This is a genomic window from Frondihabitans sp. VKM Ac-2883, assembly GCF_015350875.1.
Classification (GTDB): Bacteria; Actinomycetota; Actinomycetes; order Actinomycetales; family Microbacteriaceae; genus Frondihabitans.
This window is the reverse complement of sequence record NZ_JADKSF010000011.1, coordinates 78,445-102,362: the sequence shown is the minus strand read 5'-3', so window position 1 is coordinate 102,362 and position 23,918 is coordinate 78,445. Positions and strand designations below refer to the sequence as shown.

The window sequence follows — 23,918 nt, the reverse complement described above, 5'->3', positions numbered from 1 at the left end:
GGCCGGGCCCGCCCCCCCCCCCCCCCCCCCCCTGGAGACGTTTTGCGGCGGATCGGAGGCCAACGGCGACGGACGCCCCTGATGACAAGGCGCACGGATCGCGACACGGCGCTACTCCGCCCGCGACACGCCGCGACTCAGGATCGCCGACGTCAGCGCATCGACAGGCTCGCGCGGCGACGACGGATTGGCGACGAGCACGTAGTCGACGTCGCCGAGCCCGGGAAGCGAAAAGCGCACCGAGACCTTGACGAGGTCGGCGGGGATCAACGAGTACGGAAACACTGCGACCCCGATGCCAGCACGGACGGCCGCGAGGATGCCGTTCACGTCACGCGTGTTGCAGGTGATCCGCCAGGTGCGCCCCGCGGCCTCGAGCGCATCGATCGCCATCTGCCGCGACAGGCTCGGCGCCTGATACGTGATCAGCGGTACCGGCTGGTCGGCGTCGAGCTGTAGGCGCTCCTGTGCCATCCACACCATCGGGTCGCCGGCCACCCGTGTGCCGTCTTCGTACTCCCCCGCGCTCTGCTTGACGAAAATGAGATCGAGGTGCCCCGAGGCGAGACGGCGCCGAAGGGGCATCGACTGGTTCACGGTCAGCTCGAGGTTGATCTGGGGGTAGAGCTGGCGGAAGTGCCGAAGGATCCGCGGCAACTGAGTGATTGCCAGATCGTCTGCCGCACCGAAGCGCAGCCGACCCCGCATGGCCGAACCCGAGAAGTAGCTTTCGGCGGAGGCGTGCGCCGCGAGGATCGTCCGGGCGAATCCGGCCATCGCGTCGCCGTTGTCGGTGAGCGCCACCTCGCGGGTGTCGCGGGCGACGAGGAGACGACCCGCCGCCTTCTCGAGCCGGGAGACGTGCTGGCTCACTGTCGGCTGGCTGATGCCGAGCCGCGCCGCGGCCTGAGTGAAGCTGTGCGTCTCGGCGACGACGAGGAACGTGCGAAGCAGCGTGGGGTCGTACATCACCCCACTATTGCAGAATCCAATGACCTTGATAAGAGGCATTCGGGATCAAAATGCCCCGATCGGCCCTACCGTCGAATGGTGTCCACGTCGACGACGACAAAACCGTCTACTCTCGCCTTCCCCCCGACCGAACCTCTCACCATCGCCACTGAGCGTCCTCCGTGGCGGCACACCTTCATCGCCCTCTCGGTGCCGAACTTCCGCATCTGGACGGCCGGCAACCTCGTCGCCATGACCGCCGGGTGGATGCAGCGGGTCGCCCAAGACTGGCTGGTGCTCGAACTCACCGGCAGCGCCACCGCCGTCGGCATCACCGTCGCCATGCAGTTCGCGCCGATGCTGATGTTCGGTCTGCTGGGCGGGGTACTCGTCGACCGCTTCTCGAAGCGGATGCTGATGATGATCACGCAATCGACCTTCGCCGTGCTGTCGCTCGGCCTCGCGGCCCTCACCCTCTCGGGCGGCGTCGAGGCCTGGATGGTGTGGGCCATAGCGTTCGCCACCGGCCTCGTCACCGTCATCGACAACCCGGCGCGCCAGGTGATCGTGACCGAGCTCGTCGGCCCGAGAAACCTCCGCAACGCAATCAGCGTCAACTCCTCAGTGTTCCAGCTCGGCGGCATGATCGGCCCCGCGATCGCCGGCGTGCTCCTCCTCGCGGTCGGCGCCGGGTGGGCATTCGTCATCAACGGCATCGCCTGCGTGCTCGTGGTCGTGATGCTCTCGATGCTGCGCACGGCCGACATGCACCGGTCGGCGCCGGCACCTCGCCAGAAGGGCGCGCTAAGAGCGGGTCTCCGCTACGCGGCGGGCAAGCCGACGATCATCTGGCCAGTCTTTCTCGTCGCGGTGTTCGCGGTGTTCGGTCTCACGATGCCCGTTCTGCTGGCGACCTACGCGTCGGAGGTGTTCCACGTCGGCGCCGGCGGCTACGGTCTCTTCAACTCGATGGTCGCGGTCGGTGCGCTCGTCGGCGCGCTGCTCTCAACTCGCAGGGCCAACATCCGGCTGCGCACCGTCGTGATCGGCGTCGGGGTCACCGGCATCGTGCAGGCGGCGACCGGCCTGATGCCGTCGATCGCGACCTTCGCCGTGCTGCTCGTCGGCGTCGGGCTCTCCGCCCTCCTCTTCCAGACGGCGTCCAACTCACTGGTGCAGATGTCGAGCAACATCGGAGTGCGGGGCCGGGTTATGTCGCTCTACGTGCTCGTGCTGCTCGGTGGTCAGGCGATCGGCGGGCCGCTCATGGGCTGGATCGTGCAGACGTTCGGCGTGCACATCGGAATGCTCGTGTCGGGAGGTATGCCGGCGCTCGCCGCGCTCATCGCGGCGGTCGCACTCGCGCGACGTGGGCAGCTCTCGCTCCACGTTCGGGTTCGGCACCACGTTCCGATGCTGAGCATCGACCACCGGGTCGCTTAGTTCCCCTGCATGTTGCCCCGTGCCACGCTGGGCACCGCGTGGCCGGGTGTCGCGAGATGGCCCGACCGACGCCGTCTCGACCCGCATGCGGCCGAATGGGCCATCTCGCCCGGTGACTTCGAGCGGCGTCGAGCTTGCGAGAATAGACGGATGCCCCGCACGCCCAGACGCCGCCGCCAGCAGAACACCCCGCTCCTCGGCCTGGTCGTGCTCGGTGCCGTGCTCGTCATCGGAGCACTGGCGACCTCCGGCGCACTCAAGCCTCTCGGGTACGACCCCGCTGGCAGCAGCAGCACGTCCGACGCCGGCAGCAGCGGAACGGCGGGTACGACCGATGCCGCCGCCACGCCCGCCGCTATTCCGGCCGCGGCCGCGCGAAAGAGCCTCGCGGGGCTCACCGTCAGGCCCTGGGCGACCGGCGTCCGCTACGACCGCGAGCGTGACTTCGGCGACGCCTGGCGAGACGTCGACCACAACGGCTGCGACACCCGCAACGACATTCTGGCTCGCGACCTGACATCGATCACCCGGTCGGCCGACTGCAAGGTGCGGTCGGGAACCCTCCGGTCGCTCTACTCGGGCGAAAAGGTGGCTTTCGTGCGCGGGCCCGAGTCGTCCGAGGAGGTGCAGATCGACCACCTAGTGCCGCTGAGCGACGCCTGGCGGACGGGCGGGCAGAACCTCACTCAGGCCCAGCGCGAAGCCCTCGCCAACGACCCCCTCGAACTCCAGGCGGTCGACGGCCACTCGAACAACTCGAAGGGCAACAAGAATGCCGCCGAGTGGCTGCCTAGCGACACCGGGTCGCGCTGCGTGTACGTGACCCGCCAGATCCAGGTCAAGGCGAAGTACGGCTTGTGGGTCACCTCGTCGGAGCGAGCGGCGATGTCGCGGATCCTGAGTTCCTGCCCGTAAAAGGCCTCTCTAGATCGACGCTCTCCGGCGGCCGCCGAAGGCGAGCGAGACGTCGATCCGCCACGGCTCCGGCGACCACGGCGTGGCAGCCGTTACGACGAGCCGTACGCGATCACCGGCGTGGATCGTCACGCGACCGAAAAGGTCGAACCGCGCGCTGAGCACGAGCACCGCTTCGCCGTCGCCGAGGGCGAAGTCGTCGTGGCGCGCCTGGTCGAGAGTCGCACCGAAGCCCTCGTCGTCGAAGCGGACCGGCAAACCCGAGACGAGGATCCGAGGCGGCACCGTCGCCCACTCGGCCACGGTTTCGGGAACGTGCGCGCTCTGGATCCTGAGGTACAGCTCGCCGTCGGTGCCCAGTGTGGCCACCGACGCGGCCCGGTCGATGCCGAGGTCGGTGCCGTCGAGGCGGAAGCGGTCGTCCATGCCAGAAGCGTAGAGGCGCCCGCTTAGTTGTCGACACAAGCAACTCGCTACGATCGAGGTCATGACGACTGACGGCACTCCCCGCTGGCTGAGCGACTCCGAGCGTGCGTCGTGGGTGCGCTTCGCGGCCGTCGTCGAGCTGCTGCCCGGGGTGCTCGACTCGCAGTTGCAGCGCGACGACGGTCTGACCCACTTCGACTACTTCACCCTGGCCATGCTCTCGGAGGCGCCCGACCGCACCCTGCGCATGACCGCACTCGCGGCACGCACCAACGCCACGCTCCCCCGCCTGTCGCGGGTCGTCTCCCGGCTGGAGGAGCAGGGGCTCGTGGCGCGCAGCCCCTGCGCCGAGGATCGCCGCGCGACCAATGCGACGCTCACCGCCGCCGGTTGGAGCGCCGTGCAGGCGGCCGCCCCCGGGCATGTGGCGACCGTCCGCGAATCGGTGATCGGCGCGCTGACGCCGGAGCAGGTGACGCAGCTCGGAGAGATCAGTTCGGCGATTCTCGGGCGGCTGGATCCTTCGGGAAGGCTTTTCGCTCGGGAGAGTTGACTACGGGTATGAGATCCATCGTCTATACGCACACCGGTTCCCCCGACGTCCTGCAGCTCGTTGAGCGCCCGATCCCCGAGCCCGGGCCGGGCGAGGTGCGGATCCGCGTCGCTGTCTCAGCGGTCAACCCGACCGACTGGAAATCGAGGGCGCAGGGCGAGCTCGACTTCGACGAGGTGACGCCGAACCAGGACGGCGCCGGCACGGTCGACGCGGTCGGCGACGGCGTGACACTGTTGGCAGTCGGCGACCGGGTGTGGACCTACCTCTCGGCCCGCAACCGCCCCACCGGCACCGCGCAGGAATACACGGTGCTGCCCGAGGCGCGCGTCGTCAAGCTGCCCGTCGGAGTGAGCTTCGACGTCGGCGCGACAATGGGTGTGCCGGCCATGACCGCCCACCGCGCCCTCACCGTGCTCGAAGGCGGGCCGTCGCGCCTGGCCCCGGGGGCACTCGAGGGCAAGGTCGTGCTCGTCCAGGGCGGCGCCGGAGCCGTCGGCCACGCCGCGATCCAACTGGCCCGCTGGGCCGGAGCGACCGTGATCACGACCATCTCGTCCGACGAGAAGGCCGCACTCGCCCGCACGGCCGGGGCCCACCACATCGTCAACTACAAGACCGAAGACGCCGCAACCGTCATCCAGTCGATCGCACCCGACGGTGTCGACATCATCGTCGAGGTCTCGATCGTGAAGAACGCCGAGCTCGACGCCGCCGTCACCGGACAACGGTCGGTCGTGTCGATGTACGCCGACGACGGCGGCGACACGGCAGAGCTCGCCGTGCGCCCCAACATGACGAAGAACACGCGCTACCAGTTCGTGCTGCTCTACACGATCGGCGAGGAGGCGATGCGGGCCGCCGTCGAAGACGTGACGGAGGCGCTAATCGCCGGCGTGTTGCCGGTCGGCGAGGCGGCGGGCCTGCCCCTGGTGCGGTTCCCGCTCGCATCCACCGCTGCCGCGCACCAGGCCGTGCAGGATGCGGTGACCGGAAAGGTCCTGATCGACGTCTCCGAGTAGCTGCGGCCTGCCCTCCTGTCTCCCTCCCTCCCCGCTTACCCTCCCTCCCCGCCCCCGCGGCGGCGAGACTCCACAAATGGCCCATGGTGGTTCTCCGCATGGGCCACTTGTGGAGTCTCGCGTCGCGGAGAGAGAAAAGAGGGGCATCACGCGGGTGGGATGTAGCGAGATAACCGGCGGAGGAGACTAGCGGGCTCGGACAGGTCGAGCTCGGTGACACGGATCCCACGCCAGCCCTCATCGGCGAGACGCTCTCGCTTGACGATGTCGAGGCGGAAGGTCTCCTTATTCGTTCGATGATGGTCACCCTCGTACTCGACGTAGACCCGGGCGTCTTTGTACTGCATATCCGGTCGCCCGATTGCTGAACCATCCGCCGCGTGCACCTTCTCGTTGAGAGCGTCGGGCTCCCTCAGGCCCGACCTCATAATCAGAAGCCTCAACTCTGATTCCTTCGGCGACCACGACTTGGGCCGCATGAGCTCGATAGCCTCGCGGAGCCTCCGAATCCCCCGGCGTCCAGAGCAGCGATCGAGAAGTCGTCGGAGATCACCGATGCGGTGAAACCGAGCAGCCGCAAAGGGCGACCATTTGGAGAGCAGCGCATCACCCATGATCACCAGATCGTCCACCTCGAGCAGCTCGGCGCACTGGATCCAAGCCCGAACCGGCCCGACGACGTTGACACCGAGATGACGAACTGACCTGATCCCCGACCCGGTGTGCCCGACGACACCGGGGCGACGGGGCTCGCGCACGGCTGCCGTCGCGGTGACATGGAGAGCGTAAATCTGTCCCCGGGGGTCGAGCGGTAGCGGTAGTCCCCAAAGTTCAGCGGCTGTCAGGTGACTGAAAAGGTGCCCCTCGGCGAGAAGCGGCGCGTAGTCGCGACACCTGTCAATCAGCGCCGGACCTTCTCCTCCGACGGCCCTGACTCCGTGATGCGGTGACCGGAGGTCTTGGGCTCGAAGTCGCTTGCGACCCGCACCCGAGACGAGGGCGCGGCTGACGAGAAACCGACGGGAGGGCAGGGAGGAGGGCAGAGGCTGACGGCGCATCCGACAGGGTGGCCTCGGGGGCGAGCCGCCGGATCCTCGGGGTCACAGGTGAGGGTGGATACGCGACGTACAGACCGCTGGGGAGACGAAGACGCCCGTCACGGCAGGCGAAGGCGCACGCGCACTCCCTGGGCTGGGGCGGTGCGGATGGAGAGGGAGGCTCCGGAGGTGTGGGCGGCGTCGACCAGGATCCGCAAGCCAGATCGGCGCCGCTCGGGATCCTGAAGCGCAGAGCCCTCGAGTACCGGCCCACCCAGCTCCGAACCGAGCTCGAAGCCGACCCCGTCGTCGACGATCTCGAGGAGGCGCCCGTGCAGCGTCAGCGTGAGGTGGCCGGCGTGTGCGTGCGCCACGGTGTTGGCAAAGCACTCCCGGGCCACGCGGAAGACGAGCCGCTCCTCGTCGGCGTCGAGGCCGGTTCTGTCGGGCACATCGATGCGCACCGTCAGCCCACGGTTGCGCGCCCGGGCAGCGAGATCGTCGAGGGCCGGGGCCAGGGCTCCGACAGAAAACGTCGCCGGATGCAGGTCGATGAGGAGGGTGCGGAGGCCGCCCAGCCCATCGCGGACGTGACGGGCCGACGTGGCGAGCAGGCGGGATCGCACCGGATCGGTCTGTGAGAGTTCCTGCGACGCGGCCGAGAGGGCGCGGGCCGTGCCGGTCAGCTCGTGCACGACGCCGTCGCGGAGGGATTCGGCGAGACGTCGACGGTCGTCGGCGGCATCACCGAGAGCCAACTGGAGCTCTGCGCGGAGTTCCTCTCGTCGGGCGGCGTCCTCCCGTGCCAGCCGCGAGAGCAACCAGCCGATAAGAGACCCGAGCAGCACGACGAGCACGGCGATCACTCCGATCGTGACACCCGCGAACCGCAGCCAGACCTGACCGGAACGCTCGGTGAGCCGGTCGTAGTCGAACAGGACCTCGACGAGCAGCTTCGTCCCGCCGGGCGTCTCGACTCCCCGGTATGCCACCAGAAGCGTTCCCAAATCGTCGTCGAACCGCTCGCCCGCTGCGTCGGAATCAACGACGTGCGCGTCCAGCCCTCCCGCACGGAGAGTCGCACGATCGTGCCGATCGAGCGGAGACGTACGCCCGATCAGGTCGGCCTCGTCGGAGTAGACGATCACCCCGGCCTCGGTCGACAGCTTCACTCGGACCACGCCGTCCGTACCGACAATCCAGCCCCGGACGACCTCGTCGAGCGCCTCCCGGGCGGACTGTGTCTGACCGACGGTGCCGCGAACGAGCGAGTCCGACAGCACGGGAACGATCACCGCGGTCGACAGCAGACTGGTGGTCGACGCAGCGGTGGCAGCGGCTTCCTCCTCGGCGAGTTGGCGGGCGGCGACGAGTCCGCCGATCGTGACAAGGGCGACGAGGAAAAGGGCGAGAAGAGCGGCACCGACGAGGATCCGGCGGCGGCGCACCGGCCAACCCGCGTCTCGGGGCGCGCTCGCCGGAGCCAGCTCGACCCAGCCGCCGTCGTCTTGCATAGGCCGACCCTACTGTGCGCGCCTCCCACACCGACGGGAGGGCTGACAGGATGGGGGCATGACCGACGCCCCGCTGCCCGAGAGCCCCCTCACCGAGACCGCCCTGCCGGAGTTCACGCCCGACGAGGTCCGCGCCCAGCTGGCCGAGCTCACTTTCGATTCCGTCGGATCCTTCGATCAGGAAGCGGCGTACTCACTCGGCACCCTCGCCGCCGAAATCGTGCGCGAGCGCGGTTTCGCGCTTGCCGTTCAGGTCGTGCTCGGCGAGCACATCGTCTACAAGGCGGCGCTCGGCGGCGTCTCGGCTGACACCACGAGCTGGCTGCGTCGCAAGTCGAACGTCGCCCTCCGCGATGCACAGCCGTCGCTGCTGACCCGGCTCGAGGCCGATGCCTCGGGCACCCCGCACCAGATCGACGACGAGTTCGCCGTGTCGGGCGGGTCGTTCCCGATCGTCGTCGACGGATCGATCGTGGGCACCATCACGGCGTCGGGCCTCAAAGACGTGATCGACCACGACCTCGTGGTCACTGCAATTCGTTCGTACCTCGCAAATTGAACCCCGACTGACTCGACTGCCCAGGCACGACTGGTTCAGTTCTAGACGGGCGATCCATCCGGAACCCTCCCGTGTCTAGCGAAAGAGCCCCCCATGATCCGCCTTCTCAAATACCTGCCCGTCGTCTTGACCGTCATTCGCAAGATCCGTCAGCGCCGAGGTGCTGCTGGCGGTTCAGCAACGGGCGGTTCAGGATCCGGCCGCCGCCGCTGACATTCGGCCGCAACCGCCTGCAACGGGTGGGACGGGCCCGCCGGGATCGCTCTCGAATTTGCACCGGGGCGGGCAGAACGCCGCTAGGTCAGGCGGACCCCGGCACGAAGAGCGTCACCGTGTCGACGACGAGCGCCGGCCGCTCCACGCCCTCGATCTCGATGGTGAGCCGGTAACCGAGCCGCACGCCGCTCGCGCCGGACGCAGCTGACGTGATCTCGCCGACCGCGCGCACGCGACTGCCGACCAGCACCGGCTGCAGAAACCGCAGCTTGTCGGCCCCGTAGTTGATCACCTGGGCTGTGCCGTCGACGCGAAGCAACTCCTCCGCGAAGGCGGCGGTAAGCGAGAGCGTCAAGAAGCCGTGGGCGATCGTCGCTCCGAACGGACCGTCAGCCGCGCGCGCCGGGTCGGTGTGAATCCACTGCTGGTCGCCGGTGGCATCAGCGAACGCCTGAATCCGCCCCTGTTCGATGGTCACCCACGACGACGGGCCAAGGATCCTGCCCTCTGCTCCGACGAGGTCGGCCGGACTCGCGAAGACAGCCGGCACCGACGTCTCAGTCGCCCCGCTCAATCGAGCGGCCCGCCCGCCACATAAAGCACCTGGCCCGAAACGTAGCCCGCCTCTTCCGAGCAGAAGTACGCCGCCGCCGCCGCGATGTCGTCGGGCTGACCGACCCGGCGAACGGCGATCTGCTTCGCCGCCTCTTCGAGGAACGTGTCGAGCGACACCTTCATGCGCCTGGCCGTCTCCTCGATCATCGCGGTCTCGATGAACCCGGGAGCAATCGCGTTGGCGGTGACCCCGAACGGCCCGAGCTCGATCGCCAGCGTCTTCGTAAAGCCCTGCATGCCGGCCTTCGCGGCCGAGTAATTCGCCTGCCCGCGGTTGCCCAGCGCCGACGACGACGACAGGTTGACGATGCGCCCCCACTTCGCCTCGACCTGGTACTTCTGCACCTCGCGGCTCATCAGGAAGGCGCCGCGCAGGTGCACTCCGAGCACGGCGTCCCAGTCGTCGACGCTCATCTTGAAGAGCAGGTTGTCGCGAAGGATCCCGGCGTTGTTGATCAGCACGGTCGGCGGGCCGAGCTTCTCGACGACCGTCTCCACGGCCGCTTTCACCGACGCCTCGTCCGAGACATCGGCCGCAACACCGATCGCCGTCCCGCCCGCGGCAGTGATGGCGGTGGCCGATGCATCGGCATCCTCCTGCCGCAGGTCGATCAGGGCGACGGCCATTCCGTCGCGTGCGAGTCGGGCTCCGACGGCGGCGCCGATGCCGCGCGCTCCCCCGGTCACGATCGCGATGCGCTGGTCTGAAGAGCTGTGCTGGTCAGAAGCGCGGTGCTGGTCAGAAGCGCCGTGCTGGTCAGAAGCCTGGTGCTGCGCAGAGACGCTGTGTTGGTCGGTCATGGTGGTTCCTTTCGTGTTCGTATGCGCGAGGGTCGACGGGCGGTGCTCTACGACAGCCGCTCGACCACCATCGCCATCCCCTGGCCGCCGCCGACGCACATCGTCTCGAGGCCGAAGGTGGCGTCGCGCGTCTGCAGCCCGTTCAGCAGCGTTCCGGTGATGCGGGCGCCGGTCATGCCGAACGGGTGCCCGACGGCGATCGCCCCGCCGTGCACGTTGAGCTTGTCGTGCGAGACGCCAAGCTCGCGGGCCGACGGGATGACCTGGGCGGCGAATGCCTCGTTGATCTCGACGAGGTCGATGTCGTCGATGGTCATGCCGGCGCGGGCGAGGGCCTGCCTCGACGCCTCGACCGGACCGAGGCCCATGATCTCGGGCGAGAGCCCGGTGACGCCGGTCGACACGATGCGCGCCAGCGGTGTGATGCCGAGTTGCGCAGCGCGGGTGTCGCTCATGATGACGAGCGCTGCGGCCCCGTCGTTGAGCGGGCAGGCATTGCCCGCCGTCACGGTGCCTTCCTGGCGGAAGACCGGCTTAAGTCCCGAGAGCGTCTCTATGGTGACTCCGGCGCGAGGGCCGTCGTCGACCGAGACGACCGTGCCGTCGGGCAGGGTGAACGGTGTGATCTCGCGCTGCCAGAACCCGTCGCGAATGGCCTGTTCGGCTCGGTTCTGCGAGAGTGCCGCGAACTCGTCCTGCTCGTGGCGCGAGATGCCGAGCAGGCCGGCGACGTTCTCCGCGGTCTCGCCCATCGAGATGTAGGGGTCGGGCAGGTCGCCCCGGGAGCGAGGATCGACCCAGACGCCCGCGGGATCCTGGAATGTCGGGAAGAGCGGGTTGCGAAGATCTTCGCCGGGGATGTAGTCGCTCGACCCTCGTGCCGCGCTCGACACCGACTCGACACCGGCCGAGATGAACACGTCGCCTTCGCCCGCCTTGATGGCATGGAACGCCATGCGGGTGGTCTGCAGGCTCGACGAGCAGTAGCGATTCACGGTGGTGCCGGGCAGGCGGTCGTAGCCGAGGGCGACCGCGACGATGCGGGCGATATTCATGCCCTGCTCACCGCCCGGCATGCCGCAGCCCATCAGCAGATCGTCGATGGATTCAGGATCCAACTCGGGCACCTTCGAGAGGACGTCGCGCACCGCGAACGCGACCAGGTCGTCCGGGCGGATATCGCGGAGGGACCCCTTCATGGCACGCCCGATCGGGGTGCGGGAGACGGCGACGATGACAGCATCGGTCATGATCGGCGCCCTACGAGACGAAGGCGCTCGTGCCGGTGATGGCGCGCCCGACGATCAGGGAGTTCATCTCACGAGTGCCCTCGAACGAGTAGATGGCCTCGGCGTCGGCGAACCGACGGGCGACACCGTAGTCGAGCACGATGCCATTGCCCCCCATCACCTCGCGGCACCAGCCCACCGTCTCGCGCATCTTCGACGTGGCGAACGACTTGGCCATCGACGCGTGGGCATCGGTCTGGCGCCCCTGGTCGAGGAGGTCGGAGGTCTGCATGCACAGCGCGATCGACGCCGAGATGTTCGAGAGGCAGCGCGACAGGAGGTCTTGCACGAGCTGGAACGACGACAGCTTCTTGCCGAACTGCTCGCGTTCGGTGACGTAGGCGACGGCTGACTCGTAGGCGCCGATCGAGTTGCCGATCGCCTGCCATGCCACGTCGGCCCGGGTCAGCAGCAGCACCTTGGCCGTGTCGCGGAACGAATTGGCGAGCTGAAGGCGACGCTCTTCGGGCACGACGACGTCGGTCATCGTGATGTCGGCGTTCTGCACGATACGGAGGCTCTGCTTGCGCTCGATCTTGGTGGCGGTGAAACCGGGGGTGTCGGTGGTGACGAGGAATCCCTTGACCTGGCCGTCGGCGGTGTCGCGGGCCCAGATGACGACGACGTCGGCGAAGGTGGCGTTGCCGATCCAGCGCTTCTGGCCGTTCAGCGTCCAGCTGTCGCCGTGACGCGTGGCAGTGGTGCGGAGGCCGCCGGCCGCGTCGGATCCTGAGAGCGGTTCTGTCAGACCGAATGCACCGATCACTTCGCCGGTGGCCATCTTGGGCAGCCACTCCGCGCGCTGCTCCGGGCTGCCGGCGAGGCCGATAGAACCCATCGCGAGACCGGAGGTGACGCCGATGAACGTCGACACGCTGCCGTCGACGCGCCCCGACTCGAGGGCGGCCCAGCCGCGGTACTTCGCGGTGTTCTCGAACTGGCGCGACTCCTCCCAGATGGGCCCGTAGGCGCCGAGCTCGGCCAGGGGCTTGATCACCTGGTGCGGAAACTCGGCGCGCTCCCAGAAGTCGTCGGCGATCGGGGCGACCTCGGATTCGAGGTAGGCCCGGAGGTCGTGGATGTTGTCGTTCTCGCGGGCGGTCAACGCGTCTTGCGCGAAGTAGAAGTCGCTCGAGAGGTAGTTCGTCTTCGACGTGGTCACAGTCACGGTTCAGCTCCATTGCTTGACGATCGATCAGGTGTGACACCATCATGCATCGTTTTGCAAAATGTTGCACGAGCTTCTTAGGAGACCTAGAGTCGGGGTCATGTCGACGCCGACCCAAGCACCCGTGGCCTTCGCGGCACTCGCCGCGCAGCGGGTGCCCTCCGAGCTCGCGGCACGACTCGCCCGCGGCGACCACCCCGACACCATCCGTGCGTTCGTCTTCGCCCGCCGCACCTTCCTCGCCGGCGAGCGGGTCGATATGAACGATCTCGCAGCGCGTCTCGGCGTCGACCGCACGTCGCTCTTCCGCTGGCTCGGCAACCGCGACGCCCTGCTGAACGAGGTGCTGTGGTCGCTTGCCGAGCCGACCCTCGTGCGGCTCGAACGCGCCTGTGATCTCACCGGAGCGGCTCGGCTCACCTCAATCCTTGGCGACTTCGTCGAGACTCTGATCGCGGCCCCGTACTTCCAGGGCTTTTTGAAGAAGGAGCCGACTCGGGCCCTGCGCGTGCTGACGACGAAAGACAGCCAGGTGCAGCGCCGCTACCTCGCCACGGTCGAGGCCATGCTCGAGGCCGAAGTGGCTGCCGGGAGCATGGCGTTCGACCTCGAGACGCACGACCTGGCCTACCTGCTGGTGCGGGTGTCGGAGTCGTTCACCTACGCCGACCTGATCACCGGCGAAATGCCGAGCGCGTCCCGCGCCCGGGCCGCCTTCGCCTACGTTCTCCGGGAGGGATGACACCGTGACCACCACGACCCCGTCGAGCACGCCCACCGCGACCGACCCGTATCGCCAGAGGATCGCGACCCGGTGGGCCGACAACGACATGTACGGCCACCTCAACAACACGATCTACTACCAGGCGATGGACACCGCCATCAACACCTGGTTCATGAGCAGAACCGGCCTCGACCCGCTGCACGACGAGGTGATCGGGTTCTGCGTGTCGTCGTCGTGCCAGTTCAGAGCGGCGGCGGGGTTTCCGGAGGAGCTGGTGGTCGAGCTGCGATCGGTGCGGATCGGAACGACGAGCCTGGCGTGGTCGCCGCGGATCCTGCGCTCCTCTGACGACTCGCTGCTCGCCGACGGCACCTTCGTCACTGTCTTCGTCGACTCGGTGAATCGGCGCCCGGTGCCTGTTCCCGAGCGCATCCGCACCGCTCTCGAGGCGGCGTTCGAGCTCGTCCCCGCCTCTCACTAGCTCTTCCCTCGTTCTTCGAAAGGACCGAACAATGACGTTCACCACCTCCTCCCCCTCGACCGCCGACCTCCTCGGCGGTCCGGGCCTCGGCACCCTGTCGATCGCGGCGATCCTGTCGGAGACAGCCGCGCGGCATCCCGAGAGCCCCGCCGTGCACTTCCGCGGGCAGACGACAACGTACGGGCAACTCTGGAACGAGACCCGCGCCTACGCCGGAGCCCTCCGTGCCCGAGGTGTGGGGCGGGGCGACCGGGTGGCGTTGATCCTGCCGAACGTGCCCGACTTCTGCCGCGCCTACTACGCGGTGCTCTCGCTCGGGGCTATCGTGGTGCCGATCCACCTGCTGTTCAAGCAGGAGGAGATCGAATACGTGCTGCGCGACTCGGGTGCCGTCCTGGCTATCGTCGCCGCGCCGCAGCTCGGCGAGGCACTTCCCGCCGCAGCGGCCGCCGGTGTGCCCATCGTGTCGGTGCTGCTTCCCCTCGACGCGCCGACGCCCGTGCCCGTCGATCGCCTGGAGGTTCTGGCCGCCACAGCCACTCCCATCGACCGCTACGAGTCGGTCAACCCTCTGGCGGCTGCGACGATCCTCTACACCTCGGGAACGACCGGTCACCCGAAGGGCGCCGTCGGCTCGCACCTCGCGATGATCGAACAGGTCAGCACCGAGCTGATCGACTGCACCGACATGGCCGCGACCGACGTCGTCTTCGGCGGACTCCCGTTCTTCCATGCCTTCGGTCAGACCACGGTGCTCAACACGGTGTTCCGGCGCGGGGCCTCCATCGTGCTGCTGCCGAAGTTCGACCCGGCCGAGGCGCTCCAGTTGATGGTCGACACCCGCACGACCATCTTCACCGCCGTACCCACGATGTACATCGGCCTTCTCGCCGCTGCCTCTTCCCCCGCCGCGAGCCACCTGCGCCCACCGCTCCGCTATGCCGTCTCGGGCGGCTCCGCTCTTCCGGTCGCGGTGCTCGAACGCTTCGAAGAGACGTTCGGCGCCGTCATCCAGGAGGGCTACGGGCTCACCGAGACCTCTCCGGTCGCGACCGTCAACGACCTCAAGGATCCGCGCCCCGGCACGATCGGACGCGCCATCTGGGGCGTCGATGTCGAGATCGTCCAGCCCGACGTCGAAGACCACGTCGTCTTCTTGCCCGACGGCGAGCTCGGCGAGATCGTGATCCGCGGCCACAACCTGATGAAGGGCTATCTCGGCAACCCGGAGGCGACCGATGCCGCCATGGTCGACGGGTGGTTCCACACCGGCGACCTCGGCACGAAGGACGCCGACGGCATCGTCACGATCGTCGATCGCAAGAAAGACATGATCGTGCGCAACGGCTACAACGTCTATCCGAGCGAGGTCGAAGACTGCCTGATGCGGCACCCCCTCGTCGCCAACGCGGCCGTGTTCGGCGTGCCCGACGACGTGCACGGGCAGGAGGTGCACGCGGCGGTGATCGCGCGCCCCGGTGTGTCGCTCGACTGCGAGTCGGTGATCGCGTTCGTGCGTGAGCACCTCGCGGCCTACAAGTTCCCGCGCGAGGTGCACGTGGTCGAGGCCCTGCCGATCGGTGCGAGCGGCAAGGTGCTGAAGCGAGAGCTGCAGCGCGAGTTCGCTGCTGCTGCGCTTGCGGTTCCTGCTGCTCGGCCCCCGCGCCGCTAGCCCCGCCCCACCAGCCGGGAGGCACCCCGAGTTGGCCAAATATGGGGTGGCATCCGGGGGTTGTTTGGCCATCCGGGGGTGCCTCACCTCCTGCGAGAGTCACGGAGGGGAATGCCTGCCCGAACGAGGATCTCCTGGAGGCGGCTCGGGTTCCTGGCGACCGCATAGCGCCATCTGACGATGTTGCGCACCTCAGGGAGGGCCAGCAGCGCGTCGGTGCGATCCTTCTCGTCGAAGAGCACCTGCTCCATCGTCCGGCCACCTCGCATCCGTTCGTCGAGATACTTCTGCCCGCCGTCGAACTCACCGATCTGGCCCACCGTCTTCCACCAGAAGTCTCCGTAGTAGGTGCGACCCCCGGGGCAGGTGAACTTCTTCTGCAGCTCAGGAGTCTCGAAACCCAGGAGATGGATCTGCCCTTTGCTGATGGATTCGCCCGCTGATTTCGACCCCGGGTGGGCGATCTCGAGGGCCGCACGCACGGCGGCGATGCCGCGGAAGCCTGACCTCAGAGCGATCTCATCGTGCAGCTCCTGGCGAGTAACGAGTCCTGTCGCCAGCACGTAATCGAACGCGAGGAGTGCCGAGAGGAATCCGCCGGCCAAACCCATGTCGACCGCGGTTCGGCTTGCCGACGTGCATGGGATGCCCCGCACGATGCCGACCTCCACCGCGAGTCTCGAGGGATGCAGCACCACACGCGAGGTCACTTTGCCCGTCGTCCGACGGGGTGAAATGACCTGCACGCGCTGGGGCCACTCGTCGAGAACGGGAAAGCCCCAGACCGCCCCGGCCGAGGCGTGACTCACCACAACGTGCGGGCCCGCACGCACGAGGAATGCCCGCACCGCGGTGACGTGCCGTTCCCTCGCCGAGAACTGCTGCCAGTCTTCGGCCGGGAGGTACAGCCCCGGCCGCACCCGCATGAAAGTGCCCCGAGAAGCCTCCCGCCGAAGCCGCCGACCGGGATCACCGCCGGCAGCGAACTGGGCGGGGGTGACGAAGCGCGGGTCCATCCCCCAAGCGTGGCCGAACCGTCACCGGCCCCAGCCGCCACGACGTGCCGACGGTGGAGAACAGCGCCAGCGACGCGAGGGTGGAGACGAGGTCAGCCGCAGTACGTCGTGATCGCCGCCACGTCTTTCTGCACGGCAGCGAAGGCCCGCTGGACTCGGGGCGCACCCGTGAGGGGGTGCTCAGCGGCATTCTGCACGGCGGTGGTGAGCGTGCCGAGGTCGTCGGAGACGTCGCGCACGAGCGTCTTGGCACGCGGATCCTGGATTTCTGAGACGACGCCCTGCACCGTCGTCGTCGCCGATTCGAGGGCCGAGACGGCTGACGACGGATCGGCGGCGAACCTGCTCGCGGTCGACGACAGCTTCGAGGTCACGTCGTCGAGCGACGAGTTGAGCGCCTTGCACGTCGCCGCCTTCACCGCAGCCGAGGCCGTCGCCGTGCCGGTGGCCGAGCCACCCGAAGAACCAGAACCGGACCCAGACCCAGACCCAGACCCAGCAGGATCCGACACCCCGGCCCCCGGCCCGATCGGCGAGCAGGCAGCGGCCACGACGAGCACCGCGGCGGCGAGGGCGGTCGATCCGAGGGCGCGGTGGAGAGGCATGCACTACCTCTACCAAACGAATCCGGGAGAACAACCCGGCGGAGAGAACCCTAGGAGCAGTAGGTGCCGACGGCGGCGAAGTCTTTCTGCATGGTCGGCGAGAGGTCCTGGAGCTTCTTCAGGGTGCCCTGCGGGTCGCTCTCGATCGTCTGCGCGGCCTTTGCGAAGGCCTTGAGGTCTTCGCCGGCCGGCTTGACCACGTCCGCGGCGCCGGGTTCGGTCACCTGCGATTCCGTCTTCTGGAAAGCGGTCGACAACTTCTGGATGGCCGCGATGGCCGCTTCCGGGTCGGTCGAGATCTTGGTCGTCGACGCCGTCATCTCAGACGAAGCTTTCTGCACGGAGTCTTTGATCAGCGAGCAGGCCTCGGACTTCGTCTGCGTCGACGATCCGGACGCCTCGCTCGATTTTGGGGTGCTCGTGCTGTCGCCGGCCGCCTTGTTCGAGCCCGAGCCCCCGCCGGACGACGAGCACCCGGCGACGGAGACGACGAGCATCCCGGCGAGCAGAGCGGCAGGAGCAGCGGTACGGAGGCGTGCTGACAGATTCATCGGATGGCTTCTCTCGGTTCGGGACACGGAGAGGCGTCTGATCGGTTCCCCCCGGAAAGTGAAAGCCTAGCCAGGATGACGCGAATAGGCTCGGATCATGACAGGAACGACATCTGAGTCCCCTCGCCGCGCACTCGTCCTCGGAGGGGGTGGCATTGCCGGCATCGCCTGGCATCTCGGTGTTCTCGCTGAACTGCAGTCCCAGGGCATCGATGTGGGCGCCGCCGATCTGGTCGTCGGAACGAGCGCAGGATCCGTGGCGGGAGCCATTCTCCGCTTCGGCCACGTCGACGCCGTGTACGACGCCCAGGCCACCTCGGCCGCTCCGTTCGGCGCCGCGGATGCTGCCGCCGCCGGTATCCCCCCGGAGGGCACCGGAACCTCGCCCGACAGCGCGGCCGCACCCGCACCCGCCCTCGACATGGCCACGTTCGGTCAGCGCCTCGCCGAGGTCGTCGCCGGCGCGACCGGCCCGGAAGACGCCCGTGCCCGCCTCGGCCGTGCGTCGATCGCCTTCTCGCAGGGGGCCGAGTCGCCGCTGCTGGCGCAGGTCGGCGCCCAGTTCCCCGAGGCCGCCGGCTGGCCGTCCGCCCCGCTCGGCGTCTGCGTCGTGAATGCCGAAGACGGCGAATTCCGGGTCATCGACTCCTCCGACGGCATCCCGCTAGCGCGCGCCGTCGCCGCGAGCTGCTCCGTGCCCCTCGTCTTCCCGACCGTCGAGATCGACGGCGTGCACTACATCGACGGCGGCGCCCGCTCGGCGACGAACGCCGATATCGCGGCCGGTTACGACCGGGTGCTCGTGCTGTCGTGCGGCGCCGAAGACGCTCGGAGCCCCATGGGCCCGCAGCTCGACGCGGCAGTTGCCGGGCTCCGCGATGACGCCGACAGCCCGAGCGCCGTGCTCGTGGTGTCGGCCGACGCTTCGAGCCTCCAGGCGTTCGGCGGCAACTCGCTCGACGACGCGTCGCGCGTTCCGTCGGCTCTCGCCGGTCGAGCTCAGGGGGCATCCGTCGCCGAGTCCGTCCGCGCGTTCTGGCAGGCGTGAGCTCGTCAGCGTGAACGCCGTGCACCGAGATCGCAGTTCTCGTCGGGTGCTCCCGACCCGAACTGCGATCTCGGCGGCCGTCTCGTCCGACCCGACCGCTCACCCCGGCGCATGACCGACGCACCCGACGACTCCGACTACTCCGACGACTCGGCCCAGCCCGCAACCGACCCCGCGCAGGCTGCCGCTGACCTCGAGCGGCTCTTGCGGGCGACGGTCGAGCGGCTCGACGCCTCGGGCGCTCGCGACGAGGCTCTCGGCGAGGTGCGGTTGCCACGCGGCTTCGGCCCATTCAAGACCAGTGTCCAGATCGCGCCGGTCGGCCGGGCCTGGCGCCTCGGCATCCTGCTGGTCACGAGCGACGCACGCCTCTTTCGCGTCGGCCGCATCACGCGCGCGACCGAGACCGGCCGACCGCAGAGCCTGTCGCTGTCGGTGGAGCAGCGCCGTGCCGAGCGGGTCGCCGCGACCAAGGGGCACTTCGCCGAGGGCGAGGTCGTGAACTTCGAGTACGAGGCGATCGCCCTGGATCCTGAGTCTCTCGCCCGCGGCGACGGCTCACTGTCCATCGACGGCTCGCGAGTCGTCCTCGCCTGGAACTCCCCCGGAGACCGCCGCGACCTGGCGGCGTATCTCGACGAGATGTTCGTGCTCCTCTTCGACTCCTAGCCCGCAGCTCACCCTTTCTTGGCGCGCGACGGCTGCACCCGCGGGGGCTCGCCTGGCATCTTCGGAAAATCGGGCGGGAACGGCAGCTCACCGAGACCGGCCTCGACGTCGCGGGCCCACCACTCGAGCAGCGGGGCGATCGAGGCACCCGGCGCCTCGTGCATTCCGTGCCACGGGTCGCCGGTCGACGCCAGCCGCGAGGGCACGCTGAGCACGGTGAAGAGCGCAGGATCCGCGGATCCTAGTTCGTCCCATCCGAGTGGCGCCGACACGGTGGCCCCGGCCAGGGCTCTCGGGCTGTAGGCGCCGGCCATGGTCCGGTCGCGATTCGCCTGGTTGAAGTCGACGAAGATTCGTCTGCCTCGTTCTTCCTTCCACCAGTTCGTCGTCACCCGCTCGGGCATCCGCCGCTCGAGCTCGCGCGCGGCAGCGATCACGGCGTGCCTCACCTCGAGGAACTCGTGCTCGGCCGCGATGGGAGCAAACACGTGCAGACCGCGGTTACCGCTCGTCTTGATGAACGCGGTGAGTCCGGCGTCGGCCAGCACGTCACGCAGCGCGAGAGCGACCGGGATGGCATCGCCGAAGTCGGTGCCGGGTTGCGGGTCGAGGTCGATGCGGAGTTGATCCGGGAAGTCCGGGGCGTCGGCGCGGGAGGCCCACGGGTGGAACACGACCGTGTTCATCTGCGCGCCCCAGACAGCGGCGGCGGGTTCGTCGATCACGAGTTGCGGGTGCACGCGGCCGCTCGGGTAGGTGACGTCGGGCGCTCGGATGTACGACGGTGCGCCCTTCGGCGGGTTCTTCGAGAAGAACTGCTCCCCGTCTATGCCGCCCGAGAAGCGTTGCAGCGAGATCGGCCGCCCACCGTTGTGCTCGACGAACAGCTCGCCGACCGCGACGAGGTACTTCGCGAGATCGAGCTTCGTGATGCCGACCTCGGGGTAGAGGATGCGGCCCGGCGACGAAATGCGTACCTCGCGCGTCCCGTCGGGGCCGGGTACTTCGAGGACCACTGCGTCGGATGCCATGCGTCACGCTACCGCTCTCGCCGGGGGCCGGTGAAGTCGGCGGGCGTTGTGTGGTGTGGGCGGGTGCTGCAGCACCCGCCCACACCACACGACACCCGCCCATTCACGGGGAACGCCCGCCCACCCGGCACAGGAACACCCGCCGACGGACGAGAGCACACTGGCACGCATGATCCCCAGCGCGGAGAACCCGGTCACGCCGATGCTCGCCAAGGCCGTGCCGACGGTGCCCGAACCCGACTCGGTGGAGGGCGGCCTCGTCTACGAGCCGAAGTGGGACGGCTTCCGCGGCCTGATCTACGTCGAAGAGCAGGAGAACGGGCCGAGCAGGGTCGAGATCGGAAGCCGCGGATCGAAGATGCTGACGCGGTACTTTCCCGAGCTGGTGGCCGAGATCGCGAGCCAGGTCTCCGGATCCTGCGTTCTCGACGGCGAGATCGTCGTGCGCCGCGGAGAACCGGGCGCGGAGCGGCTCGACTGGGAGGCCCTGTCGGCCCGGATCCACCCGGCCGCCTCGCGCATCGCGGCCCTGTCGAGCGAGACTCCCGCGTCGTTCATCGCGTTCGACCTGCTGGCCTGCAGCGATCTCGATCTCACCGGAGTTCCGTTCGCCGAGCGGCGAGCCGCCCTGGTCGACCTCTCGGCGTCGTTCCGCGCGCCGCTCCACCTCAGCCGCACAACCGACGACGTCGAGGTCGCGAGGCGCTGGCTCGACGAGTTCGAGGGAGCGGGCCTCGACGGCGTCGTCGCCAAGCCCCTGAGCTCGGTCTACGAACCGGGCAAGCGCCGCATGCTCAAGATCAAGCACCACCGCACGGCGGATGTCGTCGTGCTCGGCTATCGAGTCCACACCTCAGGATCCGGCGTGGGGTCGCTCCTGGTCGGCCTGTACGACGCCGACGGCGCCCTGCAAAACGTCGGCGGCATCTCGGCATTCACCGACAAGCGTCGGGCCGAGCTGGTCGACGAGCTCGCACCCGATGTCGTGCGCGACGACGACGGTGAGGCGGTCACGGGCGAGACCGAGCGGAGCCGTTTCTCGTCGGGCAAAGACGTCTCGTTCGTGCGCCTCGCCCCGACCCGCGTGGTGGAGGTGCGCTACGACCAGATGGAGGGGCGCCGCTTTCGGCACACCGTGCAGTTCGACCGCTGGCGGCCCGACCGGGACGCGCCGTCGTGCACCTACGACCAACTCGAGATCCCGGCCGCCTACGACTTCGGCGACGTGGTGGCCTGAACCGGCGGGGCGAGCCAACGTTCCGCCCTACCAGGGAGTAGAACAACCCTTATGACTCTCGGCACAACTCTTCTTCGCATCACCGTCGGCGGCTTCTTCGTGGGCCACGGCCTCCAGAAGCTCAACGGATCGTTCGGCGGCCCCGGGTTGGAGGGCGTGACCGGCATGATGGGCAGCCTCGGCATCCATCCCGCCAAGCGCAACGCCCTTCTCGCGGCAGCAACCGAGACCGCGGGCGGCGCCGCCGTCGTGCTCGGCGCCGCCACTCCCCTGGCCGCGGCAGGACTCATCGGCACGATGGTCACCGCGGTTCGCAAGGTGCACCTGAGCAACGGACCGTGGAACGCCGACGGCGGCTACGAATACAACGCCGTGCTGGTCGCCGCGCTCGGAGCGATCGCGGCCGGGCCCGGCCGTGCCTCGTTCGACGGGCTCATCGGTAAGAAGAAGTGGGGAGCCGGCGGCACCCTGTTCGCCCTCGTCGCCGGGTTCGCCGCGTCAGCCGCCGTCATCGAGCTCGGCAAGCGGAACGCCCCGCCCGCCGAGCCCGAGGCGCCGTCGCCCGACGCCGTCTAGTTCGGCGCTGCGCCGCCAATTTGAGAGCGATCTGGGTCGGCAGGCACTCCCGCGGGTGCGGCTGAGGCAGAATCGCTCTTAAATTGGTGGCGCGTACGTGCCGACCCAGCTACCAACCGAGCGTGCCCGGCGCCCCCTTGAACGGCCCGACGATCTTCGACGTGATCCAGCCGCCGTAGAAGTCGCCTTCCTGTGCCTGCACTACCTCGCCGCCGACCTCGCATGACTCCATTGCCGACGGGTAGACCGCGACGTGGTCGCGCAGCATCTCGTAGCCAGCCCACGGCTCCCGATACGTCCAGGCCGAGCGCTCCGCGGTCACGCCACCACCCGTCACGCTGAGGTACGACGCCTGGCCTTTGAATTCGCAGAGCGAGCGACCGGGCGCAGGATCCAGCGCCCCGGCCACGAAAGCGGCCCGCGGCAGGTAGTACACGGGTGGGTGACTCGTCTCGAGCACTCGGAACGCTTCGCGCGTCTCGGCCACCGCCACCCCGCCGAGGCGCACGACGACCCTCTCGGTCACGGGCTCCACTCGTGGCGGGCGCGGGTAGTCCCACACCGACTCCTGGCCGGGCCCGGGCTCGATCGGCTTCACGGGCGCGCGTCTCACGTGTCTCATGCCTCCATCGTGCTCTCTCCTCCCGCAGATCCCCCCAATTCGTCCTCGAGGCGGAAAGCACCGTCGTGGGCATCGCCTACCCTCGAATGGTGCCCACCCGACGCCGACCTGCGACCCGCCGCGGCGCGGGGTCCGGGCGGCGCGGCAGCTCCGGGCGTCGAACCGGTGGTGCGGCTGTGCCAGGGGCGTCGTCGCGGATCCTCGGATTCGGAGTCGCTCTTGGTGGCGGCCTGGTGATCGCCCTCGCGATCGCGATCGTGATTGCGGCTCGGTCGGCGCTGCTCGGGGGTTTCGAGCCGTCGGCGGCGGCACCCACTGCGGCGAGCGTCTCGTGCCCCGCCGCTGCGCCCAAACAGATCGGCACGGTGCACGTGCCGGCTGGTCCGGTCGCCGGGTACTGCCAGGATCAGCTGATCAACGCCGCGCACATCATCAACGCCGCGCGCGCCCTCGGCATCGGCACGCACACGCAGGCGGTCGGCGTGATGACGGCGATGGGCGAATCCAGCCTGGTCAACGTCGACCACGGCGATGCGGTCGGACCCGACAGCCGCGGTCTGTTCCAGCAACGCGACAACGGCGCGTGGGGCAGCTACACCGACCGGATGACGCCGTTCACCGCGGCGACGAGTTTCTTCACCAAGCTCGTGAAGGTGCCGGGCTGGCAGACCATGCAGCCGACGCTGCTCGCGCACACGGTGCAGGTCAACGCTGATCCGCAGCACTATGCGTCGTACTGGCCCGCCGCCGTCGCTGTGGTCGAGGAGCTGTCGGGGCCCGTGCCGAATTAGCAGCCGGCGTTACGCCGGCGGCGGGTCAGACGAAGGCGAGCACCACGACCGCGTTCACCGTCACGGTCGCCCAGAACGCCCACTGGAACGACGATTTGCGGGTCTTGTGCCGGAACACCTGCTGCGCGATCACCGCGCCGGGCCACCCGCCGAGCACGCCGACGATGAGCAGGTTGCGCTCCGAAATTCGCCAAGAACCGCGCCGCGCCGCCCGCTTATCGACGCCGTAGACGACGAACAGCAGCACGCTCAGCACGAGGTAGATCCACGGCGCTCCCCACGGGAACTCCCGCCACGACGCGCGCCAGACGAAAAGCGCCGCGAAGGCCGGGACCGAGAGGAGGGGCAGCAGGGTTCTCAGGCGCACCCCGTGATGCTACCGGCGC

General features: G+C 68.7%; 27 protein-coding genes. 13 read left to right on the top strand and 14 right to left on the bottom strand.

The genetic code is table 11. The annotated features are described in order from the left end of the window. Positions 1–111: 111 nt before the first annotated feature. Complete coding sequence (locus ITJ49_RS16670; protein WP_055957417.1) at positions 112–969, bottom strand: LysR substrate-binding domain-containing protein; 858 nt, start codon at positions 967–969, stop codon at positions 112–114. Positions 970–1,047: 78 nt separating this feature from the next. Between ITJ49_RS16670 and ITJ49_RS16665 the strand changes: the two genes are divergently transcribed. Continuing rightward, on the top strand, positions 1,048–2,394 hold the full coding sequence (locus ITJ49_RS16665; RefSeq protein ID WP_194606678.1) for an MFS transporter: 1,347 nt from the start codon (positions 1,048–1,050) through the stop codon (positions 2,392–2,394). Positions 2,395–2,544: 150 nt separating this feature from the next. Beyond that, positions 2,545–3,309 (top strand): HNH endonuclease family protein, encoded by a 765-nt coding sequence (locus tag ITJ49_RS16660; RefSeq protein WP_194606677.1) that lies wholly within the window; start codon positions 2,545–2,547, stop codon positions 3,307–3,309. Positions 3,310–3,318: 9 nt separating this feature from the next. Here ITJ49_RS16660 and ITJ49_RS16655 read toward each other — a convergent pair whose 3' ends face one another. Then, positions 3,319–3,735, bottom strand: a complete 417-nt coding sequence (locus ITJ49_RS16655; RefSeq protein WP_194606676.1) for a hypothetical protein — start codon at positions 3,733–3,735, stop codon at positions 3,319–3,321. Between the two features lie 61 nt (positions 3,736–3,796). Between ITJ49_RS16655 and ITJ49_RS16650 the strand changes: the two genes are divergently transcribed. Beyond that, the gene (locus ITJ49_RS16650) at positions 3,797–4,288 is read left to right on the top strand and encodes a MarR family winged helix-turn-helix transcriptional regulator (RefSeq protein WP_194606675.1); all 492 of its coding nucleotides are present in this window, start codon (positions 3,797–3,799) and stop codon (positions 4,286–4,288) included. 8 nt (positions 4,289–4,296) lie between these two features. After that, positions 4,297–5,310: an NADPH:quinone reductase gene (locus tag ITJ49_RS16645; RefSeq protein ID WP_194606674.1), complete on the top strand. Its 1,014-nt coding sequence runs from the start codon at positions 4,297–4,299 to the stop codon at positions 5,308–5,310. Positions 5,311–5,456: 146 nt separating this feature from the next. On the opposite strand, the gene ITJ49_RS16640 is transcribed toward ITJ49_RS16645, so the two are convergent. Continuing rightward, positions 5,457–5,738: a hypothetical protein gene (locus ITJ49_RS16640; RefSeq protein WP_194606673.1), complete on the bottom strand. Its 282-nt coding sequence runs from the start codon at positions 5,736–5,738 to the stop codon at positions 5,457–5,459. A 728-nt stretch (positions 5,739–6,466) separates the two neighbouring features. After that, complete coding sequence (locus tag ITJ49_RS16635) at positions 6,467–7,861, bottom strand: sensor histidine kinase (protein ID WP_194606672.1); 1,395 nt, start codon at positions 7,859–7,861, stop codon at positions 6,467–6,469. 58 nt (positions 7,862–7,919) lie between these two features. On the opposite strand from ITJ49_RS16635, the gene ITJ49_RS16630 reads away from it, so the two are divergent. After that, positions 7,920–8,420, top strand: coding sequence for a heme-binding protein (locus ITJ49_RS16630; RefSeq protein ID WP_194606671.1), 501 nt, complete (start codon positions 7,920–7,922; stop codon positions 8,418–8,420). A gap of 301 nt (positions 8,421–8,721) precedes the next feature. Here ITJ49_RS16630 and ITJ49_RS16625 read toward each other — a convergent pair whose 3' ends face one another. Genes ITJ49_RS16625 through ITJ49_RS16610 form a run of 4 tightly spaced genes read right to left on the bottom strand, consistent with a single transcriptional unit; the run spans position 8,722 to position 12,503 of the window. Beyond that, entirely contained in the window at positions 8,722–9,186 is a 465-nt protein-coding gene (locus ITJ49_RS16625) for a MaoC family dehydratase (RefSeq protein ID WP_194606670.1), read from the bottom strand. 20 nt (positions 9,187–9,206) lie between these two features. Then, positions 9,207–10,052 (bottom strand): 3-oxoacyl-ACP reductase FabG, encoded by an 846-nt coding sequence (gene fabG, locus ITJ49_RS16620; RefSeq protein WP_194606669.1) that lies wholly within the window; start codon positions 10,050–10,052, stop codon positions 9,207–9,209. A gap of 47 nt (positions 10,053–10,099) precedes the next feature. Then, positions 10,100–11,302, bottom strand: a complete 1,203-nt coding sequence (locus ITJ49_RS16615; protein ID WP_194606668.1) for an acetyl-CoA C-acetyltransferase — start codon at positions 11,300–11,302, stop codon at positions 10,100–10,102. Positions 11,303–11,312: 10 nt separating this feature from the next. Further along, the gene (locus ITJ49_RS16610) at positions 11,313–12,503 is read right to left on the bottom strand and encodes an acyl-CoA dehydrogenase family protein (RefSeq protein ID WP_055957391.1); all 1,191 of its coding nucleotides are present in this window, start codon (positions 12,501–12,503) and stop codon (positions 11,313–11,315) included. A gap of 106 nt (positions 12,504–12,609) precedes the next feature. Between ITJ49_RS16610 and ITJ49_RS16605 the strand changes: the two genes are divergently transcribed. Genes ITJ49_RS16605 through ITJ49_RS16595 form a run of 3 tightly spaced genes read left to right on the top strand, consistent with a single transcriptional unit; the run spans position 12,610 to position 15,386 of the window. Next, positions 12,610–13,251 (top strand): QsdR family transcriptional regulator, encoded by a 642-nt coding sequence (locus tag ITJ49_RS16605; RefSeq protein ID WP_194606667.1) that lies wholly within the window; start codon positions 12,610–12,612, stop codon positions 13,249–13,251. 4 nt (positions 13,252–13,255) lie between these two features. Continuing rightward, entirely contained in the window at positions 13,256–13,714 is a 459-nt protein-coding gene (locus ITJ49_RS16600; RefSeq protein ID WP_370544584.1) for an acyl-CoA thioesterase, read from the top strand. A 31-nt stretch (positions 13,715–13,745) separates the two neighbouring features. Then, positions 13,746–15,386: a long-chain fatty acid--CoA ligase gene (locus ITJ49_RS16595; protein ID WP_194606666.1), complete on the top strand. Its 1,641-nt coding sequence runs from the start codon at positions 13,746–13,748 to the stop codon at positions 15,384–15,386. Positions 15,387–15,469: 83 nt separating this feature from the next. Here the strand turns inward: ITJ49_RS16595 and ITJ49_RS16590 are convergent, their stop codons facing one another. The 3 genes from ITJ49_RS16590 to ITJ49_RS16580 form a co-directional block, all read right to left on the bottom strand. After that, the gene (locus ITJ49_RS16590) at positions 15,470–16,402 is read right to left on the bottom strand and encodes a hypothetical protein (protein WP_194606665.1); all 933 of its coding nucleotides are present in this window, start codon (positions 16,400–16,402) and stop codon (positions 15,470–15,472) included. A 92-nt stretch (positions 16,403–16,494) separates the two neighbouring features. Further along, positions 16,495–17,007: a hypothetical protein gene (locus tag ITJ49_RS16585; RefSeq protein ID WP_194606664.1), complete on the bottom strand. Its 513-nt coding sequence runs from the start codon at positions 17,005–17,007 to the stop codon at positions 16,495–16,497. Positions 17,008–17,057: 50 nt separating this feature from the next. Continuing rightward, complete coding sequence (locus ITJ49_RS16580; RefSeq protein ID WP_194606663.1) at positions 17,058–17,558, bottom strand: hypothetical protein; 501 nt, start codon at positions 17,556–17,558, stop codon at positions 17,058–17,060. A 97-nt stretch (positions 17,559–17,655) separates the two neighbouring features. Here ITJ49_RS16580 and ITJ49_RS16575 point away from each other — a divergent pair, with 97 nt between their 5' ends. Further along, positions 17,656–18,606, top strand: coding sequence for a patatin-like phospholipase family protein (locus tag ITJ49_RS16575; protein ID WP_194606662.1), 951 nt, complete (start codon positions 17,656–17,658; stop codon positions 18,604–18,606). 111 nt (positions 18,607–18,717) lie between these two features. Beyond that, the gene (locus ITJ49_RS16570) at positions 18,718–19,275 is read left to right on the top strand and encodes a hypothetical protein (RefSeq protein ID WP_194606661.1); all 558 of its coding nucleotides are present in this window, start codon (positions 18,718–18,720) and stop codon (positions 19,273–19,275) included. An 8-nt stretch (positions 19,276–19,283) separates the two neighbouring features. Here the strand turns inward: ITJ49_RS16570 and ligD are convergent, their stop codons facing one another. Next, entirely contained in the window at positions 19,284–20,306 is a 1,023-nt protein-coding gene (gene ligD, locus ITJ49_RS16565; RefSeq protein ID WP_194606660.1) for a non-homologous end-joining DNA ligase, read from the bottom strand. Between the two features lie 169 nt (positions 20,307–20,475). On the opposite strand from ligD, the gene ITJ49_RS16560 reads away from it, so the two are divergent. Both ITJ49_RS16560 and ITJ49_RS16555 read left to right on the top strand, forming a co-directional pair. Then, positions 20,476–21,543 carry an ATP-dependent DNA ligase gene (locus tag ITJ49_RS16560; RefSeq protein WP_194606659.1) on the top strand — a complete coding sequence of 356 codons (1,068 nt, stop codon included), beginning with the start codon at positions 20,476–20,478 and terminating at the stop codon, positions 21,541–21,543. 51 nt (positions 21,544–21,594) lie between these two features. Then, a complete protein-coding gene (locus ITJ49_RS16555) occupies positions 21,595–22,119 on the top strand; it encodes a DoxX family protein (RefSeq protein ID WP_084815839.1) in 525 nt (174 codons plus the stop codon). A gap of 109 nt (positions 22,120–22,228) precedes the next feature. Here ITJ49_RS16555 and ITJ49_RS16550 read toward each other — a convergent pair whose 3' ends face one another. Next, the gene (locus ITJ49_RS16550) at positions 22,229–22,741 is read right to left on the bottom strand and encodes a DUF427 domain-containing protein (RefSeq protein WP_055957359.1); all 513 of its coding nucleotides are present in this window, start codon (positions 22,739–22,741) and stop codon (positions 22,229–22,231) included. Between the two features lie 89 nt (positions 22,742–22,830). On the opposite strand from ITJ49_RS16550, the gene ITJ49_RS16545 reads away from it, so the two are divergent. Beyond that, positions 22,831–23,532: a hypothetical protein gene (locus tag ITJ49_RS16545; RefSeq protein ID WP_194606658.1), complete on the top strand. Its 702-nt coding sequence runs from the start codon at positions 22,831–22,833 to the stop codon at positions 23,530–23,532. Between the two features lie 25 nt (positions 23,533–23,557). On the opposite strand, the gene ITJ49_RS16540 is transcribed toward ITJ49_RS16545, so the two are convergent. Further along, positions 23,558–23,899 carry a DUF1294 domain-containing protein gene (locus ITJ49_RS16540; RefSeq protein ID WP_194606657.1) on the bottom strand — a complete coding sequence of 114 codons (342 nt, stop codon included), beginning with the start codon at positions 23,897–23,899 and terminating at the stop codon, positions 23,558–23,560. Between the last annotated feature and the right edge of the window lie 19 nt (positions 23,900–23,918).

Excerpts from the sequence above, each read along its gene's own strand:
- fabG (WP_194606669.1), bottom strand. The coding sequence starts at position 10,052 with ATGACCGACCAACACAGCGTCTCTGCGCAGCACCAGGCTTCTGACCAG.
- ITJ49_RS16555 (WP_084815839.1), top strand. The coding sequence starts at position 21,595 with ATGACTCTCGGCACAACTCTTCTTCGCATCACCGTCGGCGGCTTCTTC.
- ITJ49_RS16575 (WP_194606662.1), top strand. The coding sequence starts at position 17,656 with ATGACAGGAACGACATCTGAGTCCCCTCGCCGCGCACTCGTCCTCGGA.
- ITJ49_RS16630 (WP_194606671.1), top strand. The coding sequence starts at position 7,920 with ATGACCGACGCCCCGCTGCCCGAGAGCCCCCTCACCGAGACCGCCCTG.
- ITJ49_RS16665 (WP_194606678.1), top strand. The coding sequence starts at position 1,048 with ATGGTGTCCACGTCGACGACGACAAAACCGTCTACTCTCGCCTTCCCC.
- ITJ49_RS16560 (WP_194606659.1), top strand. The coding sequence starts at position 20,476 with ATGATCCCCAGCGCGGAGAACCCGGTCACGCCGATGCTCGCCAAGGCC.
- ITJ49_RS16655 (WP_194606676.1), bottom strand. The coding sequence starts at position 3,735 with ATGGACGACCGCTTCCGCCTCGACGGCACCGACCTCGGCATCGACCGG.
- ITJ49_RS16615 (WP_194606668.1), bottom strand. The coding sequence starts at position 11,302 with ATGACCGATGCTGTCATCGTCGCCGTCTCCCGCACCCCGATCGGGCGT.
- ITJ49_RS16670 (WP_055957417.1), bottom strand. The coding sequence starts at position 969 with ATGTACGACCCCACGCTGCTTCGCACGTTCCTCGTCGTCGCCGAGACG.
- ITJ49_RS16605 (WP_194606667.1), top strand. The coding sequence starts at position 12,610 with ATGTCGACGCCGACCCAAGCACCCGTGGCCTTCGCGGCACTCGCCGCG.
- ligD (WP_194606660.1), bottom strand. The coding sequence starts at position 20,306 with ATGGCATCCGACGCAGTGGTCCTCGAAGTACCCGGCCCCGACGGGACG.
- ITJ49_RS16645 (WP_194606674.1), top strand. The coding sequence starts at position 4,297 with ATGAGATCCATCGTCTATACGCACACCGGTTCCCCCGACGTCCTGCAG.
- ITJ49_RS16570 (WP_194606661.1), top strand. The coding sequence starts at position 18,718 with ATGACCGACGCACCCGACGACTCCGACTACTCCGACGACTCGGCCCAG.
- ITJ49_RS16640 (WP_194606673.1), bottom strand. The coding sequence starts at position 5,738 with ATGAGGTCGGGCCTGAGGGAGCCCGACGCTCTCAACGAGAAGGTGCAC.
- ITJ49_RS16590 (WP_194606665.1), bottom strand. The coding sequence starts at position 16,402 with ATGGACCCGCGCTTCGTCACCCCCGCCCAGTTCGCTGCCGGCGGTGAT.
- ITJ49_RS16635 (WP_194606672.1), bottom strand. The coding sequence starts at position 7,861 with ATGCAAGACGACGGCGGCTGGGTCGAGCTGGCTCCGGCGAGCGCGCCC.
- ITJ49_RS16660 (WP_194606677.1), top strand. The coding sequence starts at position 2,545 with ATGCCCCGCACGCCCAGACGCCGCCGCCAGCAGAACACCCCGCTCCTC.
- ITJ49_RS16650 (WP_194606675.1), top strand. The coding sequence starts at position 3,797 with ATGACGACTGACGGCACTCCCCGCTGGCTGAGCGACTCCGAGCGTGCG.
- ITJ49_RS16550 (WP_055957359.1), bottom strand. The coding sequence starts at position 22,741 with ATGAGACACGTGAGACGCGCGCCCGTGAAGCCGATCGAGCCCGGGCCC.
- ITJ49_RS16580 (WP_194606663.1), bottom strand. The coding sequence starts at position 17,558 with ATGAATCTGTCAGCACGCCTCCGTACCGCTGCTCCTGCCGCTCTGCTC.
- ITJ49_RS16585 (WP_194606664.1), bottom strand. The coding sequence starts at position 17,007 with ATGCCTCTCCACCGCGCCCTCGGATCGACCGCCCTCGCCGCCGCGGTG.
- ITJ49_RS16595 (WP_194606666.1), top strand. The coding sequence starts at position 13,746 with ATGACGTTCACCACCTCCTCCCCCTCGACCGCCGACCTCCTCGGCGGT.